The 18,401-nt window shown below is 69.4% G+C and carries 11 protein-coding genes; 7 read left to right on the top strand and 4 right to left on the bottom strand.

The window, feature by feature from the left end; genetic code table 11:
- Positions 1-2: 2 nt before the first annotated feature.
- On the bottom strand, positions 3-2,672 hold the full coding sequence (gene glnE, locus ROZ00_09490; protein MDT3736446.1) for a bifunctional [glutamate--ammonia ligase]-adenylyl-L-tyrosine phosphorylase/[glutamate--ammonia-ligase] adenylyltransferase: 2,670 nt from the start codon (positions 2,670-2,672) through the stop codon (positions 3-5).
- A gap of 102 nt (positions 2,673-2,774) precedes the next feature.
- On the opposite strand from glnE, the gene ROZ00_09485 reads away from it, so the two are divergent.
- From ROZ00_09485 to ROZ00_09465, 5 genes are all read left to right on the top strand, one after another.
- Positions 2,775-6,641, top strand: a complete 3,867-nt coding sequence (locus ROZ00_09485; protein ID MDT3736445.1) for a YhdP family protein — start codon at positions 2,775-2,777, stop codon at positions 6,639-6,641.
- Positions 6,638-7,441: a carbon-nitrogen hydrolase family protein gene (locus ROZ00_09480; protein MDT3736444.1), complete on the top strand. Its 804-nt coding sequence runs from the start codon at positions 6,638-6,640 to the stop codon at positions 7,439-7,441. Before ROZ00_09485 ends, ROZ00_09480 begins: the two co-directional genes overlap by 4 nt.
- Positions 7,442-7,465: 24 nt before the next feature.
- A complete protein-coding gene (tldD, locus tag ROZ00_09475; GenBank protein ID MDT3736443.1) occupies positions 7,466-8,899 on the top strand; it encodes a metalloprotease TldD in 1,434 nt (477 codons plus the stop codon).
- A 119-nt stretch (positions 8,900-9,018) separates the two neighbouring features.
- Entirely contained in the window at positions 9,019-9,813 is a 795-nt protein-coding gene (locus ROZ00_09470; protein ID MDT3736442.1) for a type IV pili methyl-accepting chemotaxis transducer N-terminal domain-containing protein, read from the top strand.
- 31 nt (positions 9,814-9,844) lie between these two features.
- Positions 9,845-10,639, top strand: a complete 795-nt coding sequence (locus ROZ00_09465; GenBank protein MDT3736441.1) for a type IV pili methyl-accepting chemotaxis transducer N-terminal domain-containing protein — start codon at positions 9,845-9,847, stop codon at positions 10,637-10,639.
- Between the two features lie 42 nt (positions 10,640-10,681).
- Here ROZ00_09465 and ROZ00_09460 read toward each other — a convergent pair whose 3' ends face one another.
- On the bottom strand, positions 10,682-13,354 hold the full coding sequence (locus tag ROZ00_09460) for a cation-transporting P-type ATPase (protein MDT3736440.1): 2,673 nt from the start codon (positions 13,352-13,354) through the stop codon (positions 10,682-10,684).
- Between the two features lie 139 nt (positions 13,355-13,493).
- On the opposite strand from ROZ00_09460, the gene aroG reads away from it, so the two are divergent.
- Together aroG and ROZ00_09450 are read left to right on the top strand one after the other, a co-directional pair.
- A complete protein-coding gene (gene aroG, locus ROZ00_09455) occupies positions 13,494-14,594 on the top strand; it encodes a 3-deoxy-7-phosphoheptulonate synthase AroG (GenBank protein ID MDT3736439.1) in 1,101 nt (366 codons plus the stop codon).
- A complete protein-coding gene (locus ROZ00_09450) occupies positions 14,591-15,112 on the top strand; it encodes a cyclic nucleotide-binding domain-containing protein (protein MDT3736438.1) in 522 nt (173 codons plus the stop codon). The genes aroG and ROZ00_09450 overlap by 4 nt, the downstream gene beginning before the upstream one ends.
- 9 nt (positions 15,113-15,121) lie before the next feature.
- On the opposite strand, the gene ROZ00_09445 is transcribed toward ROZ00_09450, so the two are convergent.
- Both ROZ00_09445 and sulP read right to left on the bottom strand, forming a co-directional pair.
- Complete coding sequence (locus tag ROZ00_09445) at positions 15,122-15,673, bottom strand: cob(I)yrinic acid a,c-diamide adenosyltransferase (protein ID MDT3736437.1); 552 nt, start codon at positions 15,671-15,673, stop codon at positions 15,122-15,124.
- Between the two features lie 82 nt (positions 15,674-15,755).
- Complete coding sequence (sulP, locus tag ROZ00_09440) at positions 15,756-18,305, bottom strand: sulfate permease (protein ID MDT3736436.1); 2,550 nt, start codon at positions 18,303-18,305, stop codon at positions 15,756-15,758.
- Positions 18,306-18,401: the final 96 nt, after the last annotated feature.

Genomic DNA, 18,401 nt, shown 5'->3' with positions numbered 1-18,401 from the left:
CCTCAGTCCTGCCCGAACACCGTCCGCCACAGTTCCTGCACGCCGTCGATTTCCCGCGCCAGGCTGCCGCGTTCGACGCGGGCGTACTGGGCGTCGTTCAGGCGCAGGCTGTGCTGCAGCCTGCGGTACGTGCGGTAGGCATCGCGCACGCGCTCGGCGAGCTCGTCGGGGATGAGGCCGAGGCCGGCGGCGATCTTCAGCAGGGCCAGGTTGCCGAGGTTGCCGGTGAGCTCGGCGTGTTCGTGCGCATGGCCCAGCACCAGGGCCTGCACGATGAATTCGACGTCGATGAGGCCGCCGCGGTCGTGCTTGATGTCGAACAGCGCACTCTTGTTGGCGTGGGCGGCGGCCATCTTCTCGCGCATGGCGCTCACTTCGCGCTTGAGTTCCGCCAGGTCGCGCGGCTTGCGCAGCACCTCGATGCGGATGGCCTCGAACTTTCGCCCGATGCCGGCGTCTCCGGCGGAAAAGCGCGCCCGCGTCAGCGCCTGGTGTTCCCACACCCAGGCTGATTCCATCTGGTACTGGCGGAAGGCTTCGACCGAGCTGACGAGCAGGCCGGACTCCCCGTTGGGGCGCAGGCGCAGGTCGGTTTGGAAGAGGATGCCGGCCGGCGTCGTGCTGGATATCCAGGTGTTGATGCGCTGCGCCAGGCGCGCGTAGTTCTCCGGCGCGTCGGGATGGTCGTCCTCGAAGAGGAAGATGATGTCGAGGTCGGAGGCGTAGCCGAGCTCCTTGCCGCCCAGCTTGCCGTAGGCGACGACGGCGAAGGCCGGTGTGTCGCGGTGGCGCTTGAGCAGCTTGCGCCAGGCCAGCCGGCTGGCGAGGTCGAGCATGATGTCGGCCAGCTCGGAGAGATGGTCGGAGAGCTTCTCCAGCGGCAGCAGGCCGGCGAGGTCCTGCGCCAGCAGGCGGAACACCTGGGCGTGGTGGGCCTCGCGCATCATGTCCATCTGCCGCTCGGTGTCCGGCTCGTGCTCGTCGAGGTCCTGCGCCAGCTGGGTGCGGAAGGCGGCCCAGTCGGGTGCGACTTCCAGCAGGCGCGCGTCGAGCAGTTCGTCGAGCAGCACCGGATGGCGCGTCAGGTAGGTCGCCGCCCAGCTCGAGGCGCCCACCAGCTGCGCCACCTTCTGCAGGGCCTGCGGGTACTGCTGCAGCAGGGCGAGGTAGGCGGCGCGGCGGCTGATCGTTTCCAGCAGGTCGAGACCGCGTGCCAGCGTGGCGTCGGGGTTGGGCGTTGCCGCCGCCGCCTCGATCAGGCGCGGCACCAGCGCGTCGAAGCGCTCGCGGATGCCCGCAGGCATCTGCTGGTAGCGGCTGCCGTTGCGGATGCCGGCGAGCCGCTGCGCGCCGCCCGCGGCATCGCCGTAGCCGAGGCGGGCCAGTTCCCGTTCCGCCTCGCCGCTTTCGCAGCCCTGCCAGGCGGCGGCGAGATCGTGTCCGTCGCGGTTGGGATCGGCGAAGACGGCCTCGAAGCGGCGGCTGACGTTGGCGCGATGGTCGTCGAGCTCCTCCAGCAGGGCGGCGTAGTCGTTGAAGCCCATGCCGCGCGCGATCAGTGCCTGGTCGCCCGGGTTCTCCGGCAGGGTGTGCGTCTGCGCGTCGTCGAGGTACTGCAGGCGGTGCTCGAGGTTGCGCAGGAAGCGGTAGGCGACGGTCAGTTCGCGCACCGCAGATTCGTCGAGGATGCCGCGCTCGGCGAGCAGCGCCAGCACCTGCAGCGTCGGCCGGATCTGCAGGGCCTTGTCGCGGCCGCCGCGGATGAGCTGGAAGACCTGGGCGATGAACTCGATTTCGCGGATGCCGCCGGGGCCGAGCTTGATGTTGTCGGCCATGTCGCGCCGCGCCACCTCGCGGCGGATCTGCGCGTGCAATTCGCGCATGGCGTTGATGGCGCCATAGTCGAGGTACTTGCGGAAGACGAAGGGACGCGCCAGGGCGGAGAGGTCGTCCCCGCGCGCGCCGCACAGCGGCCGCGCCTTGATCCAGGCGTAGCGCTCCCACTCGCGGCCCTGGGTGATGAAATAGTTCTCCAGCATGTCGAAGCTCGCCACCAGCGGGCCGGAGTCGCCGTTCGGCCGCAGGCGCATGTCCACGCGGAAGACCTGGCCGTCGCCGGTGATCTCGGCGAGCGCGCCGATCAGCTGGCGGCCGAGGCGCGTGAAGAACTCGAAGTTGGACAGGCGCGATCCCTCGCCGTCGGTCTCGCCGTCCTCGGGGTAGACGAAGATCAGGTCGATGTCGGAGGAGGCGTTCAGCTCGCGCCCGCCCAGCTTGCCCATGCCGATGACTACCAGCTCCTGCGCTTCGCCCGTCGGCGAGCGCGGCGTGCCGTGGCGGGCGACGAGGGCGGCGGAGAGCACGGCGGCGGCATGCGCCACCGTTTCGTCGGCCAGGGCGGTCATGGTCTCGGTCACCTCGGCGAGGTCGGCGAGGCCGGCCAGGTCGCGCGCGACGGTGCGTGCCATGACGCGGGCGCGCAGGCGGCGCAGGCCGGGGCGCAGCGCCGCCTCGCCGGTCGCCTCGGCGGCCAGGTATTCGCGCATGGCCGGGGCATTCCAGGGGGTCTGCAGGTCGGCGCGAAGCGCATCGCCGATTTCCGGGCGGCTCTCGATGAGTCGGGCCAGGAAACGGCTGAGCGGCAGGATGTCGTCCAGGGTGGCCGGGTACATGTCGTCGGAAAGGCTGATTGAACGTTTAAGGGTAAAATCAAACAAATAGAGCGTATCGGGCGCATTGTACTGGCATGTCGTCCGGGCGCCCTCAACCCTTTGATGCACGAGAGGACTTCGATCGATTCGCCGCCGCCGCGCAAATCCCTTTTTGCGCGTCTTCTCCAGCTTCCCCGCCTGATTCCCGCCTGGCTGCGCCGCACGCTGGTGTGGGGGTTTTGGCTCGCCTATTTCGGCTTCGCCCTGATCATCCTGGCGCTGCGCTATTCGGTGCTGCCGAACATCGAGAACTACCGCGCCGACATCGAGCGCGGCATCTCGCAGGCGGCCGGCCTGCCGGTGAGCATCGCCCGCATCGACACGCACTGGAAGGGGCTGCGGCCGCAGCTGTCCCTGCGCGGATTCAGCATCCACGACGCCGCCGGCCGCCCGGGACTGACTTTCGACACGGTCGAGACCGAGCTGTCCTGGGCCTCGCTGTGGCGCTGGCAGCTGCGCCTGCACCGGCTGGAGGTCGATTCGCCCACCCTGCACATCCGCCGCGAGAAGGGCGGCCGCATCTTCGTCGCCGGCATCCAGCTCAACGCCGAAGCGAGCGGCAGCGACCTTTCGGACTGGCTGCTGTCGCAGGAGCGCATCGTCATCCGCAACGCCTCGATCCGCTGGGAGGACGAGCAGCGCGGCGCGCCGCCTCTGGAGCTTGCCCAGCTCAACTTCATCCTGCAGAACGACGGCCGCCGCCATCGCTTCGGCCTGACCGCCGTGCCGCCGCGGGAGCTGGCCGCGCGCCTCGACGTGCGCGGCGATTTCCGCGGCGCCGACCTCGACCGCCTGGAGTCCTGGAAGGGGCAGGTCTACGCCGAGCTCGACTACGCCGACCTCGCCGGCTGGCGCGCCTGGGTGGATTACCCCGTCGAGCTGCCGCAGGGCGCCGGCGGCATGCGCCTGTGGCTGGGCTTCGCGGAAAAGCGCCTGAACGCCCTGACGGCCGACATCGCCCTGCGCGACGTCAGGCTGCGGCTGGCGCGCAACCTGCCGATGCTCGATCTCGCCCATCTCACCGGCCGCATTTCGGGCCGCCTGCCGCAGAACGGCTTCGAGGTGGCGTCGCGCAAGCTGGCGCTGGCGACGCGCGACGGCATTACGCTCCTGCCGACCGATTTCAGCCTGCGCTGGACGCCGGCCATCGGCAAGCAGCCGGCCGGGGGCGAGGTCGCCGCCAACGGCCTCGACCTCGACGTGCTGGCGCGGCTGGCCGGCTTCCTGCCGCTGGATGCCGGCACGCGCAAGACGCTGGCCGATTACGCGCCGAGCGGCCGCATCTTCGATCTCAAGCTGGGCTGGAACGGCGAGGCCGGCGCGCTTTCCAGCTTCAACGTGCGTGCCCGTTTCGAGGGCCTCGGCCTGCGTGCGCAGGGCTACTGGCCGGGCTTCGTCGGGCTGACGGGCAGCATCGAGGGCAACGAGAAAGGCGGCCACGCCAGCCTGGACAGCCGCGCCGCCGCACTCGAACTGCCGACGGTGTTCGCCGATCCCCGGCTGGAATTCGAGCAGCTGAACGCCAAGGCGAACTGGACGCTGTCCGACGGCCGCATCGACGTGCAGCTGAAGAACCTCGACTTCGACAACAAGGATGCCGCCGGCAGCGCCGCCGGCCGCTATCGCAGCAGCCTCGACGGCCCCGGCGAGATCGACATCACGGCACGCCTCAGCCGCGCCGACGGAGCGGCGGTGTGGCGCTACATGCCGCTGGTGGTCAACCGCGACGTGCGCGACTGGCTGCGCGCCTCCATCACCGGCGGGCGCGCCGACGACGCGCGGCTGCGCCTGAAGGGCGACCTGAAGGACTTCCCCTTTGCCGACGGCAAGCAGGGCCTCTTCCAGGTCTCGGCGAAAATCGCCGGCGCCGACCTGCGCTACGCGCCGGGCTGGCCGGGCATCGACAACATCGACGGCAGCCTGCTCTTCGAAGGCAAGCGCATGCTGATTCGGGCCGACAAGGGCAGCATCTACGGCGTCACGGTGTCCGGCGTGAGCGCCGAGATTCCCGACCTGGAGGCGCCGGAGGAAATCATCAGCATCGCCGGCCGCGCCGCGGGCCCGACGGCCGACTTCCTGCGCTTCATCGAGACCAGTCCGGTCTCCGCTCAGATCGACCGCTTCACTGAAGGCATGCGCGCGACGGGCAGCGGCACCCTGGGCCTGAAGCTGACCATCCCGCTGCGCCAGCTGGCCAACACGCTGATCGAGGGCGACTACCAGTTCCTGCGCAACGAGCTGACCGTGGACAGCGACCTGCCGCCCCTCACCGAGGTGAACGGCCGCCTGCAGTTCACCGGCGGCAGCGTCAGCATGAAGGATGCGCGCGCCCAGCTGCTCGGCTCGCCGCTCGTCATCAACGCCGCCACGCGCGGCGACGGCGCGGTGGCCATCAATGCCCAGGGCAGCCTCAACATCGCCAACATGCGCAAGTCGATGGACCATCGCCTGCTCGAGCACCTGTCGGGCAGCGCCGCCTGGCGCGGCACCGTCCTGGTGAAGAACCGCAACGCCGACGTGAGGCTGGAGTCGAACCTGCAGGGCATCGCCTCCAGCTTGCCCGAGCCGTTCAACAAGACCTCGACCGAGACGCTGCCCTTCAAGTTCGAGCGCAGCGCGTCTGCTGCGGCGGATGCGGCGCGCGACCAGGTCCGCATCAACCTGGGCAGCGAGCTGGCCGCCCATCTTTATCGCCGGCACGACAAGGAGCGGACCGTCATCGAGCGTGGCGTCGTCGGCATCGGCGAGGCGCCGCCGCTGCCCGAGAACGGCGTCCTGCTGGCGGCCAATGTCCCGGCCTTCAATGTGGACTTCTGGCGCGGCCTGTTCGCGGCGAATGGCGGCAATGGCGGAGGGGGCGGCCACCCGGTGAGCCAGATCAGCCTGCGTACGGCGGAGCTGACCGCCTTCGACCGGCATTTCCACGACGTCAACCTGCGCGCCTCGCTGCAGGGCGATACCTGGCAGGCACAAGTGGCGAGCCGGGACGTGGCCGGCGAGTTCTCCTGGCGGGCCGACGAGCGCGGCCGCCTGCGGGCGCGCCTGAAGCATTTCACGCTGGGGGAGACCCGCCCGGGCAAGTCGCTGATCGCCGAGGAGCCGCTGCGCGAGCTGCCAGGACTGGACATCGTGGCGGAAAGCTTCACCCTGCGCGGCCACAAGCTGGGCCGGCTGGAACTGCTGGCGACCAACGTGGACAACGCCTGGAAGCTGGACAGGCTGGGCATCGCCAATCCGGACGGCACGTTGGTGTCCGACGGCCTCTGGCGCGGCAGCGGGACGCAGCTCAACTTCAAGCTCGACGTGTCCGACATCGGCGGGATGCTGGAGCGGCTCGGCTACGCCGATGCCGTCAAGCGCGGCACGGCCAGGCTCGAGGGCAAGGTGTCCTGGGCGGGAACGCCGACGCAGATCGACCACGCCTCGCTCGACGGCACGCTGAAGGCGGAGGCCGCGCGCGGCCAGTTCAACAAGCTGGAGCCGGGCGTCGGCCGGCTGCTCGGCATACTCAGCCTGCAATCGCTGCCGCGGCGCATCACCCTGGATTTTCGCGACATCTTCAGCGACGGTTTCGCCTTCGACAGCATCGCCGGCAGCGCCAAGGTGGCGCGCGGCGTGATGAGCACCCAGGACCTGCAGATCCAGGGGCCGTCGGCGAAGATCTTCATGACGGGCGAGGTCAGCATTCCCGCCGAGACGCAGAACCTGCTCGTGCGCGTCGAGCCGGCGCTGGGCGAGACGCTGGCCGTCGGCGCCATGATCGCCAATCCGGCCGTCGGCGCCGCCGCCTGGGTGGCGCAGAAGCTCCTCAAGGATCCGTTCGGGCAGATGTTCGCCTTCGAGTACGCCGTTACCGGCAGCTGGAGCGATCCGAAGGTCGAGAAGATCCAGAAGCAGGCGGCCACGAAAAGGGAGGATGCGATCCAATGACCTCGACCCGCATTGCCGCCGTGCAGATGGTTTCCGGACCGGACATCGCGCAGAACCTGCGCGAGGCCGACGCGCTCGTCGCCGCGGCGGCGGCTGGGGGCGCCCGCCTGGTGGCCCTGCCGGAATACTTCCCGCTGATCTCGGGCAACGAGACGGACAAGGTGCGCGCCCGCGAGCGGGACGGCGAAGGGCCCCTGCAGGACTTCCTGCGCGAGGCGGCGCAACGGCACAAGGTCTGGCTGGTCGGCGGCTCCATTCCGCTGGAAGCGTCAAGTCCCGACAAGGTGCGCAACAGCTGCCTGGTGTACGACGATGCCGGCCGGCGGGTGGCGCGCTACGACAAGATCCACCTGTTCGGCTTCACGCGCGGAACCGAACGTTACAACGAAAGTCAGACCATCGAAGCCGGCAGCGAGGTCGTCGCCTTCGATTCCCCGGTCGGACGCGTGGGATTGTCGATCTGCTACGACCTGCGCTTTCCCGAACTGTACCGGGCGATGGGGCCGGTGGACCTGCTGGTGGTGCCGGCGGCCTTCACCCACACCACCGGCCAGGCGCACTGGGAGCTGCTGCTGCGCGCGCGGGCGGTGGAGAACCTCTGCTACGTGCTGGCCTCGGCCCAGGGCGGCACCCACCCGAGCGGGCGCATGACCTGGGGCGACAGCATGGTGGTCGATCCCTGGGGCGCGGTGCTCGAGCGCCTGCCCAAGGGACCGGGCGTGGTGACGGCGGAGATGGACCCCGACCGCATCGCCGACTGGCGCGCCAGCCTGCCGGCGCTGCAGCACCGCAAACTTTGACACACACCCCGACACGACAACGAAATGAACCATCTCGATACCGCCGAATCCCGCCTGCTGGCCCCCTTCGACCTGTCCGCGCATCAGCTTGAAACGGTGTTCGGCGACCTCTGCCGCCACCGGCTCGATTATGCCGACCTGTATTTCCAGTACAGCCGTTCCGAGGCCTGGAGCCTGGAGGAGGGCATCGTCAAGTCGGGCAGTTTCAACATCGAGAGCGGCGTCGGCGTGCGCGCCATCTCGGGGGAGAAGACGGCGTTTGCCTACTCCGACGAGATCTCGCTGCCGGCTTTGAGGTCGGCGGCGCAGGCCACACGCGCCATCGCGGCGCAGGGGGGGCAAAGCCAGGCGCCGCTGCGGGCCGGCAAGCCGGCGCCGGCGCTTTACGGTGCCGCCGACCCGCTGGCCTCGCTGCCCGATACCGAGAAGGTGAAATTGCTGGAGCGGCTGGAGGGCTTCGCCCGCGCCGAGGATTCCCGCGTCGTCGAGGTGATGGCGCACATCGCCGGCGTCTACGAGGTGGTGCTGATCGCGCGCGCCGACGGGCATCTCGCCGCCGACGTGCGGCCGCTGGTGCGCGTCTCCGTCACGGTGATCATGGAGGAGCATGGCCGCCGCGAGCAGGGCTCGGCGGGCGGCGGCGGCCGCTACGACTACGGCTATTTCACCGATGCCGTGCTGCGCGACTACGCCAGGCAGGCGGTGCACCAGGCGCGCGTGAATCTCGCCGCGCGGCCGGCGCCGGCCGGCGAGATGACGGTGGTGCTGGGCAGCGGCTGGCCGGGCATCCTGCTGCACGAGGCGATCGGCCACGGACTCGAGGGCGACTTCAACCGCAAGGGCAGCTCGGCTTTCGCCGGCCGCATCGGCGAGCGCGTCGCCGCGCCCGGCGTCACGGTGGTCGACGACGGCACGATTCCCGACCGGCGCGGCTCGCTGTCGGTCGACGACGAGGGCAACCCGACGCAGCGCACCGTGCTGATCGAGGACGGCATCCTCGCCGGCTACCTGCAGGATTCGCTCAACGCGCGGCTGATGGGGGTGGCGCCCACGGGCAACGGCCGCCGCGAGTCCTTCGCCCATCTGCCGCTGCCGCGCATGACCAACACCTGCATGCTCAACGGCGAGCGCGATCCGCAGGAGATCATCGCCTCGGTGAAGAAGGGCCTGTATGCCGCCAACTTCGGCGGCGGCCAGGTCGACATCACCAGCGGCAAGTTCGTCTTCTCGGCCGCCGAGGCCTACCTGATCGAGGACGGAAAAATCACCCAGCCCGTGAAGGGGGCGACCCTGATCGGCAACGGCCCGGATGCGCTCACCCGCGTCTCCATGATCGGCAACGACCTCAGGCTCGACCCGGGCGTCGGCACCTGCGGCAAGGAAGGGCAGAGCGTGCCGGTGGGGGTGGGCCAACCGACCCTGCGCATCGACGGACTGACGGTGGGCGGCACCGGCTAGGCGGTTTCAAGGATTGACTTTCGTCAATCAGTTGCAGGCACCGCCCGGCTAGCATACGGCCTTCGAACGGACCCGGAACCCGTCCGCCAGGGCGAACTGCGGCCGAAGGGAGCCTGCCAATGAAAAGACTGCTTGCCGCACTCGGCCTTGCCGTGCTGGCCGTCGGCTTCGACGCCGCCACCCACGACGCCCAGGCGCAGATCGCCAATGTCAACGAGGCCATCAACAAGGCCGGCCGCCAGCGCATGCTGTCGCAGCGCATGGCCAAGGCCTACCTGCAGGTCGGCCTGGGCGCCGATGCGGACCAGTCCAGGCGCAACATGACCTACTCGGTTTCCGTCTTCGACCGCCAGCTGGTCGAGCTGAAGAACTACGCGCCCAATGCCGACGTCAAGAACACCTACCTGCTGCTGGAAACCGCCTGGCTGGCCTACAAGGACGTGCTGATCGGCATGGCGCCCAGCAAGGAAGGCGCCCGCAAGGTGCTCGAGCTGAGCGAACGCGTGCTCGAGCTGGCGCACAAGGGCACGACGCAACTGGTCGAGATCTCCGGCACGGAAAGCGGCCCGCTGGTGGGCATGGCGGGCCGGCAGCGCATGCTCTCGCAGCGCATCGCCAAGTTCTACCAGGCCCTCGCCTGGGGCACCGCTCCGGCGAATGCGCAGGCAGAGCTGGAAAAGGCTCGCAAGGAATTCAATGTCGGCATGCGCGCCCTGGCGCTGGCCCCCGCCACCACCAAGGACATCAAGGACGAGCTCGAGAAGGCCCGCCAGCAATGGACCGCCGTCGAGGCACTGCTCGACAGCAAGTCGCCCGACCGCAAGGCCGGCTCCGCCGGCATGGCGCTCGCCAGCGAGCGTCTGCTCGACGCCCTGGAAAACGTCACCGCCATGTTCGAGAAACTGAACAAGTGATCAACCGCTTCATCGCATAAAGGATAGGCCCATGTTCCTCAACAAGCTCGTCTGGGTGGTCGGCTGCATCGCCGTGTTCGGGATGGGGGTGCCGGAGGCGCAGGCGCAGATCGCGGACATCAACTCCGCCATCAACAAGGCCGGCCGCCAGCGCATGCTGTCGCAGCGCATGGCCAAGGCCTACCTGCAGGCCGGCCAGAACGTCGACGCGGCGCGCTCCAGGAAGATTCTCGACACATCCATTTCCCTGTTCGACCAGCAGCTGGTGGAGCTCAAGAATTTCGCGCCGACCGCCGAGATCAAGGACACCTACCTGCAGTTGGAGCGGGCCTGGCTGGGCTACAAGGACCTGCTGGTCGGCGCCAAGCCGAGCCAGGCGGCGGCGCAGCGCATCATGGAGGTCAACGAGGAGGTGCTGCGCATCGCCCACAACGGCACGGTCCAGCTCGAGAAGCACGCCGGCACGACACAGGGCCGGCTGGTGAACATCGCCGGCCGCCAGCGCATGCTGTCGCAACGCATGGCGAAGTTCTACCAGGCACTCGCCTGGGGGGTGGCCCCGGCCAACGGTGCCGCGGAACTCGAGAAGGCGCGCAAGGAATTCATCGAGGGCTTCAAGGAACTGGAAAGCGCGTCGATCAACACGCGCGCCATCAAGGAGGAGCTCGAGCTCGGGCGCGTGCAGTGGGATTTCTTCGAGACCGCGCTGAAGGGCAAGGGCGAAAAACCGATGCTGATGCAGAACGTCGCCACCACCAGCGAACGCATCCTCGAGGTGATGGACAACGCCACCGGGATGTACGAAAAGCTGCAGGGTGCCAGGTAGCGGTTGTCCTGGTGCCAAAAAAGCCGGCCGGGGCCGGCTTTTTTATTTACCGGCCCTGCGCAGCCAGGCCTTGCGCGCCTCGTCCAGTCCCCACATCGCCGCCGCGAAGGGCAGGGCGAGCAGCCAGACGTCGGCACCGACCGGTGCCGTGCCGAACAGCCAGTTGCCTGCCGGCGTGTAGACGATGGCGAGGATCAGGGCCAGTTCGGCGGCGAGGCCGACGAGGATGAGCGGGTTCGCCGCCAGGCCGAAGGCGAGCGAGGATTTCAGCGGGTGGCGGCAGAGGAAGAGGTTCATCACCTGCATGACCACGATGGCGACGAGGCAGGCGGTGGTCGCCTGCAGATAGAGCGGGTCGGCCTTGTCCAGTGCGATGCCGTATTGCCAGCCGGCGGCATGCAGCACGAGGAAGAAGGCCGCCAGCGCCGCCGCCGCCTGGATCACGCCGAGGAACAGGTAGGCGCGGGCGAGCAGGCCCCAGGAAAGCAGCCGCTCGCCGCGTGCGCGCGGCGGGCGCCGCATCACTGCCGGGTCGGGCCGCTCGGCGCCCAGTGCCAGCGCCGGCAGCATGTCGGTGCCGAGGTCGACGGCGAGGATCTGGATGACGGTGAGCGGCAGCGGAATCCTGAACATGACAAAGGCGAGATAGGGCACCAGTTCGGGGATGTTCGAGGTGAGGATGTAGGTGAGGAACTTGCGCAGGTTGTCGAACACCGCGCGGCCTTCCTCGATGGCGGCGACGATGCTGGCGAAGTTGTCGTCGAGCAGGATCAGGTCGGCCGCCTCCTTCGCCACGTCGGTGCCGGAGAGGCCCATGGCGATGCCGATGTGCGCGACCTTCAGCGCCGGGGCGTCGTTCACGCCGTCGCCCGTCACCGCCACGGTTTCGCCCTTGTGCTTGAGCGCCTCGACGATCAGCATCTTCTGTTCCGCTGCCACCCGCGCGAAGAGGATCTCCGGGGCGTCGAGCGCCAGCTGCAGCTGCTCCGCCGTCATCCGACGTAGCTGATCGCCGGTGACGACGACCGGCTGGGCGGATTTCACCAGGCCGATTTCGCGCGCGATGGCGAGCGCCGTGTGCGGATGGTCTCCGGTGACCATGACGACGCGGATGCCGGCGGCGGCGCAGCGCGCGACGGCGTCCGGCACCTCGGGCCGCGGCGGGTCTTCCAGCCCGACCAGCCCGGCCAGCAGCAGGCCTTCCTCCGTCGCGGGCAGGGCGCCCTCGGCCGGGCGCTGGGCAAAGGCCAGCACGCGCAGGCCGGCTACCGCCATTTCATCCTGCGCCGCCAGCAGGCGCGTGCGCACCGCGTCATCGAGCGGCACGATGCCGGCGTCGAGCTGCACGCGGTCGCAGCAGGCGAGCACCGTTTCCAGCGCACCCTTGCAGTAGAGCACGCGCCCCTGCGGCGTGTCGCACAGCACCGACATGCGCTTGCGGTCGGTGTCGAAGGGCAGCTCGTCGACGCGGACGTGGCCCGGCAGCGCGCCGGCCGCGCGCCGGCCCAGTTCGGCCAGGGCGAGCTCCATCGGGTCGCCCGCCCGCTCGCGCCGGCCGTGGCGGTCGATCTCCTTCAGGTTGTGGCATAGCGCGGCGTTCTCGAACAGGGCGCGGTTGTCGGCTGCGAGGTTCGGCTGGGCGGCGAGATCCTCGGGGGAAAACAACCCGCCGCCGAGCCAGAGCCGCCGCACCGACATGCGGTTCTGCGTCAGCGTGCCGGTCTTGTCGGAGAGGATCACGGTGGTCGAGCCGAGCGCCTCCACCGCCGGCAGGTGGCGCACCAGGGCGTTGCGTTTCGCCATGCGCTGGGTGGCCATCGCCAGCGACAGCGTCACCGTCGGCAGCAGCCCCTCCGGCACGTTGGCGACGATGATGCCGACGGCGAAGAGGAAGTTTTCCCAGAACGGCAGGCCGAGCGCCTGGCCGATGAGGAAGAAGACGACGCCGATGCCGGTGGCGAGCAGGGCGACGAGGCGCGACAACCGCGCGATCTCGCGCTGCAGGGGCGAGGTGGCCTCGCCCGCCGTCTGCGTCAGGTGGGCGATGCGGCCGAACTCGGTGCGCATGCCGGTGGCGTAGACCACGGCGCGCGCCTGGCCGGAGACCACCGCGGTGCCGGCGAGCAGCAGGTTCTTCGCCGCGAGCGCCGTCTCCTCGGGACTGACTTTTGCGTCGCGCGCCTTGGGCAGCGATTCGCCGGTGACGGTGGCGGTGTTCACGCGCAGGCCGAAGGCCTCGACGACGCGGCAGTCGGCGGGCACCTGGTCGCCTTCCTGCAGCAGGACGACGTCGCCTGGCACCAGCCCGGCGGCGTCGATCCGCGTCGCCTCGCCGGCTCGCACGACCTGCACCGTCTGCGGCAGCAGGCGACGCAGCGCCGCCAAAGCCCGCTCCGCCTTGTATTCCTGCCAGAAGGAAAAGCAGCCGTTGATGAGGATGACGCCGACGATGGCGATGCCCAGCCGCGCCATGCCCTGGCCCGGGTCGAAATGCTCGGCGAGGAAGGCCAGCCCCGCGCCGAGCCACAGGATGAGGGCGAAGAAGTGGGTGAACTCGCGGGCGAACTGCAGCAGCAGGTGTTCGCGCCCGACCTCTTCGACATGGTTCGGTCCGAACTCCGCCAGCCGTCGCCGTGCCTCGTCCGCATCGAGGCCGGCGGCGGAAGTCTTCAGGCTGGCGAGCGCCTGTTCGGCGCCGAGCTGGTGGAGGTGCATGCGCCCATTCTCCTGCGCGCCCTGCCGCACGGCAACGAGTCCGCCGGCTTTGCGTTAAAATGCAAGACCTTAGTCACAGGCAGCGCGGCCGAACATGAACCCCCCGAACAAATCGAGCAAGCCGAACATCGCCTCCGTCATGCCCGGTCCGAAGGGCGGCCTGGCCTATCCGCGCGCCGTCACCGACGACGTGCGCATCCGCGACATCCACGAGGTGGCGCCGCCTTCGCACCTGCTGCGCGAGTTTCCGCCGACGCCGAAGGCGGTCGAGACCACCTTCGCCGCGCGCCAGGCCATCCACCGCATCCTGCACGGCGCCGACGACCGCCTGCTGGTGGTGGTCGGCCCCTGCTCGGTGCACGACTTCGACGCCGCCGTCGAGTACGCCATGCGCCTGAAGGCCGAGGCCGACCGCCTCGCCGAGGACCTGCTGGTGGTGATGCGCGTGTATTTCGAGAAGCCGCGCACGACCGTCGGCTGGAAGGGCCTGATCAACGACCCGCGCATGGACGGCAGCTTCAAGATCAACGAGGGCCTGCGCATCGCCCGCCACCTGCTGGTCGAGCTCAACGAGATGGGCCTGCCGGCGGCCACCGAGTTCCTCGACATGATCACGCCGCAGTACATCGCGGATCTCGTGAGCTGGGGCGCCATCGGCGCGCGCACCACCGAGTCGCAGGTGCACCGCGAACTGGCCTCGGGCCTGTCCTGCCCGGTCGGCTTCAAGAACGGCACCGACGGCAACATCAGGATCGCGGTGGACGCCATCCGCACCTCGCAGCAGCCGCACCATTTCCTCTCGGTGACCAAGTCCGGCCACTCCGCCATCGTGTCCACCAACGGCAACGAGGACTGCCACGTCATCCTGCGCGGCGGCAAGGAGCCGAACTACGATGCGGCCAGCGTGGACAAGGCGTGCAAGGAACTCGGCGCGTCCGGCCTCGCCGCGCGCGTCATGGTCGACTTCTCCCACGGCAACAGCCGCAAGGACTTCAGGCGGCAGATGGAGGCGGCGCGCGACGTCGCCGCCCAGCTCGCCGCCGGCGAGGACCGCGTCTTCGGCGTCATGGTCGAATCCCACCTCAAGGAAGGCCGCCAGGACCTGGTGCCGGGCAAGCCGCTCGAGTACGGCAAGAGCATCACCGACGCCTGCCTCGGCTGGGAGGATTCGGTCGCGCTGCTCGACTTGCTTGCCCAGGCGGTGCGCGACCGCCGCGTGGCCCTGCTCGGCAAAGAGTGAGCGAGCGTTTCCCCGGCCTGGTCCATCTCGGCGATGCGACGTCCTTCGTCGATCGCATTCTGGAGATCATCGAGCGCATCCGGCTGTTCGAGGACTTCGAGCGCGGCGAGATCGGGATCCTGGCGGCGCAGATGCGCTGCTACCGCGCGCCGGCGGGCGCCATCGTCATCCGTGAGGGCGACAGCGGCGACTTCATGCTGATCCCGCTCGACGGACAGTGCGAGATCGTCAGGAACGATCCGGCCGGCGTGCCGCGGCGCATCGGCCTGGCCGGGCCGGGCAAGATCCTCGGCGAGATGTCCATGATCGACGGCGAGCCGCGCTTCGCCTCCTGCATCGCGCTCGAGGAAACCCTGTTCGCCGTGCTCGACCGCGACGGCCTGTCGCGCATCATCGCCGACAATCCCAGGCTCGGCATCAAGATACTCATGGAACTGGTGCTGCTGCTCTCGCAGCGGCTGCGTACGGCCAGCGGCAAGCTGGTGGTGTTCCGCGCCGATGGCAGCGACGCGGCTTAGCAGCGTCGCCTAGCGCTTCCGATCCTTCTGCCAGAGCACGTCACTGCGGCCGGCGAGGCGGTTCAGCGTCCGGCCGAGCACGAACAGCAGATCCGACAGGCGGTTTACGTACTTGCGTCCGGCTTCGCTGACGGCCTCGGCCGCGGCGAGGCCGACCAGTTGCCGCTCGGCGCGGCGGCAGACGCCGCGCGCCAGATGCGCCAGCGCCGCGGCGCGGGTGCCGCCCGGCAGGATGAATTCCTTCAGCGGTCCAAGGTCCGCGTTGTAGCGGTCGATGGCGTCCTCCAGTCCGTCGATGCTCTTTTCATCGAGCAGCGCCGCGCCGGGAATCGCCATTTCGCCGCCGAGATCGAAGAGGTCGTGCTGGATGCCGGTCAATAGCGCGCGGATATCCTCCGGCAAGTCCTCCGTCAGCAGCAGGCCGACGACCGAATTGAGCTCGTCCAGATCGCCCAGCGCGGCGATGCGGGCCGAATCCTTGGAGACGCGCGAGCCGTCGGCGAGGCCGGTGGTGCCGGCGTCGCCGGTGCGCGTGTAGATTTTCGAAAGACGGTGGCCCATGCGCGCGAATCCCCTGAAAAGTCAGTCTGTGCAGGACGGCGAGTTTAGCGGGTAACGCACGGCCGGCCAAGCGACAGCGGCATCAGGCCTGTTTCGCGACGGCGGCCTCGATGTCGAGCAGGTCGACGCCGACCTTCACCACCAGCACGGCGCAATCGAGCGCGCCGACGATCTGGTCGACGGTCTTGCGGCGCTGGTCGAACAGGATGACCAGGTCGGCCTCGAGCTCCTGTGCCGCGCGCAGGGTCGCCGGAACGAGCGCCTCGGCGGCCAGCCGCACGTCGCAGGCGCAGCCTTCGATGCCGAGCAGGCCGGCGGCATGCCCGGCGTCGGCGGCCCGGCTTTCGGGTGTGGCGTCGCCGGCGGCGAGCAGGGTGATCGGCACGCCGGAGATCCGGGCGAGCTGGGCGGCGATGTCGAGGGCGCCGCCGCAGGCCGCGAAGTCGGCGGCGAGCAGGATGCGACGGCGCCACATGCGGGATTTCCAGCCGGCGATCAGGACATGGCAGGGCGCGCCGGCGATGATCTGCGCGGCGTTGTCGCCGAGCAGCCGCTCCTTGAGGTCGCCGCGCGGCGGCCGCCGGCCGATGACGAGGATGTTGGCGGCGGCTTCGGCGGCGGCGGCGAGCACCTCCTTCACCGCAGGTTTGCCATGGCGAACAATCGGCTTGCAGTCGACACCGGTTGCGCGGGCCGCATCGGCCACGGCATCGAGCCGCGCCCGCGCCTGGCCGTCCTCGTCGGGCGAGGCCACCACGGTCGTGGCGTCGAGCGTGACGCCGAAGCCGCGCGCCAGGGCCAGGGCGATCTCGCGCGGCCGCTCGCTGTACTCGCTGCCGTCGGTGGCGAACAGCAGGCGCTGCCGGCGCAGGCCGTCGGGCAGCACGCCGCTGTGGCATTCCTTGAAGATGCGCTTGGTGCAGCTGCGGCAGACGTCCGGGTCGAGCGTCCAGTACAGGGCGCGCGTGACGTCGCTCCTGACCGGGAAGAAGGCGCCTTCGCCGATGTCCTTCAGGTAGCCGCCCTGGCGGAGGAACTGGAGCGCGCCCTGGTTGAGGCGGTAGAAATACAGGCCGCCGCCCAGGCGCCGGCGCCGGCGCGCCTCCTGGGCGAGGATTTCCGCGCCGGCGATGTCGATGTGGCTGATGCGGGCGGCGGCGATCAGCACGGACTTCTGCTGCGGGTTGGCCTCGTCGATCTCCTGCAGCGCCTGCTGGACGTAGCTGGCGGCGCCGAAGTAGACGGCGCCGTTGATGCGCACGATGCGCAGTTGCGGGCATTCGGGATGGCCCTGGGCGCGCACGAAGTGGTAGGCCCCCGCCTCCGGCGCCGGCACCAGCGGCACGATTTCCGGTCGCGAGGTGCGGTGCAGATACATCATCAGCGACAGGGTGACGCCGAGGAAGATGCCGGCCTCCAGGTTGACCAGGGTGCCGACCAGCGTGGCGAAGAGGATCGCCGTCTCGGCCTTGCTGGTATGCCAGATGTGGCGGATGTGATGGAAGTCGATGAGGCCCCAGGCGACGAGGAACAGGATGCCGGCCATGGCGGCGGTCGGCAGGTAGGCGGCGAGCGGCGCCACCGCCAGCAGCACGACGAGCAGGAACAGCGAGGCGAACACCGAGGCCAGCGGCGTGCGCGCGCCGGCCTCGTAGTTCACGCCGCTGCGGTTGAAGGAGCCGCTCGAGGCGTAGGCCGAGAAGAAGGCGCCGACGATGTTGGACAGGCCCTGGCCGATGAACTCCTGGTTGCCGTCGATGCGCTGCTCGGAGCGCACGGCGATGGCGCGCGCGATGGACACCGCCTCGGTCAGCGCCAGCATGGTGATGACCAGGGCCGGGCCGAGCGTCACGCGCAGCGCGTCGAGCGAGAAGTCCGGCAGCGACAGCGGCGGCAGCTGCGCCGGCAGGGCGCCGACGGTGGCGATGCCGGCCGCTGCGCCCCGCCAGAGCACCAGCGCCTCGGCGACGAGGCTGCCGACCAGCATGGCGACGATCATGTAGGGCACGCGCTTCAGGTAGCGGCGCGAAAGAATGCCGGTCGCCAGCGTGGCCAGGCCGATGCCGGTCACCCAGGGGTTGATGTCGCCGGCCTGGACGAAGACCAGGCGGAAGACTTCATGGAGCGGCGTGCCGCGGGGGATGTCGATGCCGAGGAAGTTGCGCACCTGGCTGACGGCGATGAGGATGGCGGCGCCGGCCGTGAAGCCGATCACCACGGTGTGGGAGATGAAGTTCACCAGCATGCCCAGGCGCGCCAGTCCGAGGGCGAACTGGAAGACGCCGACCAGGAAGGTCAGCGTCAGCACAAGACGGATGTATTCCGCCGAGCCCGGCTCGGCCTGGTGCGACAGGGCGGCAAACACCGCGATGGAGATCGCCGTGGTCGGTCCCGACACGAGGTGCCAGCTCGACCCGAACAGCGCAGCGATCACCGCGGGGATCATTGCGGCGTAGAGGCCGTATTGCGGCGGCAGGCCGGCGATGGTGGCGAAGGCGACGCCCTGCGGCAGCACGATCAGCGCGCCGGAGAGGCCGGCCATCAGGTCCGCGCGCAGTGCGCCGCGCGTCAGCATCGGCCACCAGAGGAGGAACGGCATGAGCCTGGCTGCAGTGATCGAGGGGCGTCTCATCGAAGTCTGCGCAGGAGGGGGGGCGAGGTCGTTGGGCGAAGGCAAAGTGGAATATTAGCAGATTTAAATATTCTTCCGGAGCCGGAAGGCTCCCGG

The organism is Denitratisoma sp., assembly GCA_032027165.1.
In the GTDB taxonomy this organism is placed as follows: Bacteria; Pseudomonadota; Gammaproteobacteria; order Burkholderiales; family Rhodocyclaceae; genus Desulfobacillus.
This window is presented reverse-complemented; position numbering and strand designations above follow the sequence as displayed.

Excerpts from the sequence above, each read along its gene's own strand:
- aroG (MDT3736439.1), top strand. The coding sequence starts at position 13,494 with ATGCCCGGTCCGAAGGGCGGCCTGGCCTATCCGCGCGCCGTCACCGAC.
- ROZ00_09445 (MDT3736437.1), bottom strand. The coding sequence starts at position 15,673 with ATGGGCCACCGTCTTTCGAAAATCTACACGCGCACCGGCGACGCCGGC.
- glnE (MDT3736446.1), bottom strand. The coding sequence starts at position 2,672 with ATGTACCCGGCCACCCTGGACGACATCCTGCCGCTCAGCCGTTTCCTG.
- ROZ00_09470 (MDT3736442.1), top strand. The coding sequence starts at position 9,019 with ATGAAAAGACTGCTTGCCGCACTCGGCCTTGCCGTGCTGGCCGTCGGC.
- tldD (MDT3736443.1), top strand. The coding sequence starts at position 7,466 with ATGAACCATCTCGATACCGCCGAATCCCGCCTGCTGGCCCCCTTCGAC.
- ROZ00_09485 (MDT3736445.1), top strand. The coding sequence starts at position 2,775 with ATGCACGAGAGGACTTCGATCGATTCGCCGCCGCCGCGCAAATCCCTT.
- ROZ00_09480 (MDT3736444.1), top strand. The coding sequence starts at position 6,638 with ATGACCTCGACCCGCATTGCCGCCGTGCAGATGGTTTCCGGACCGGAC.
- ROZ00_09460 (MDT3736440.1), bottom strand. The coding sequence starts at position 13,354 with ATGCACCTCCACCAGCTCGGCGCCGAACAGGCGCTCGCCAGCCTGAAG.
- sulP (MDT3736436.1), bottom strand. The coding sequence starts at position 18,305 with ATGAGACGCCCCTCGATCACTGCAGCCAGGCTCATGCCGTTCCTCCTC.
- ROZ00_09465 (MDT3736441.1), top strand. The coding sequence starts at position 9,845 with ATGTTCCTCAACAAGCTCGTCTGGGTGGTCGGCTGCATCGCCGTGTTC.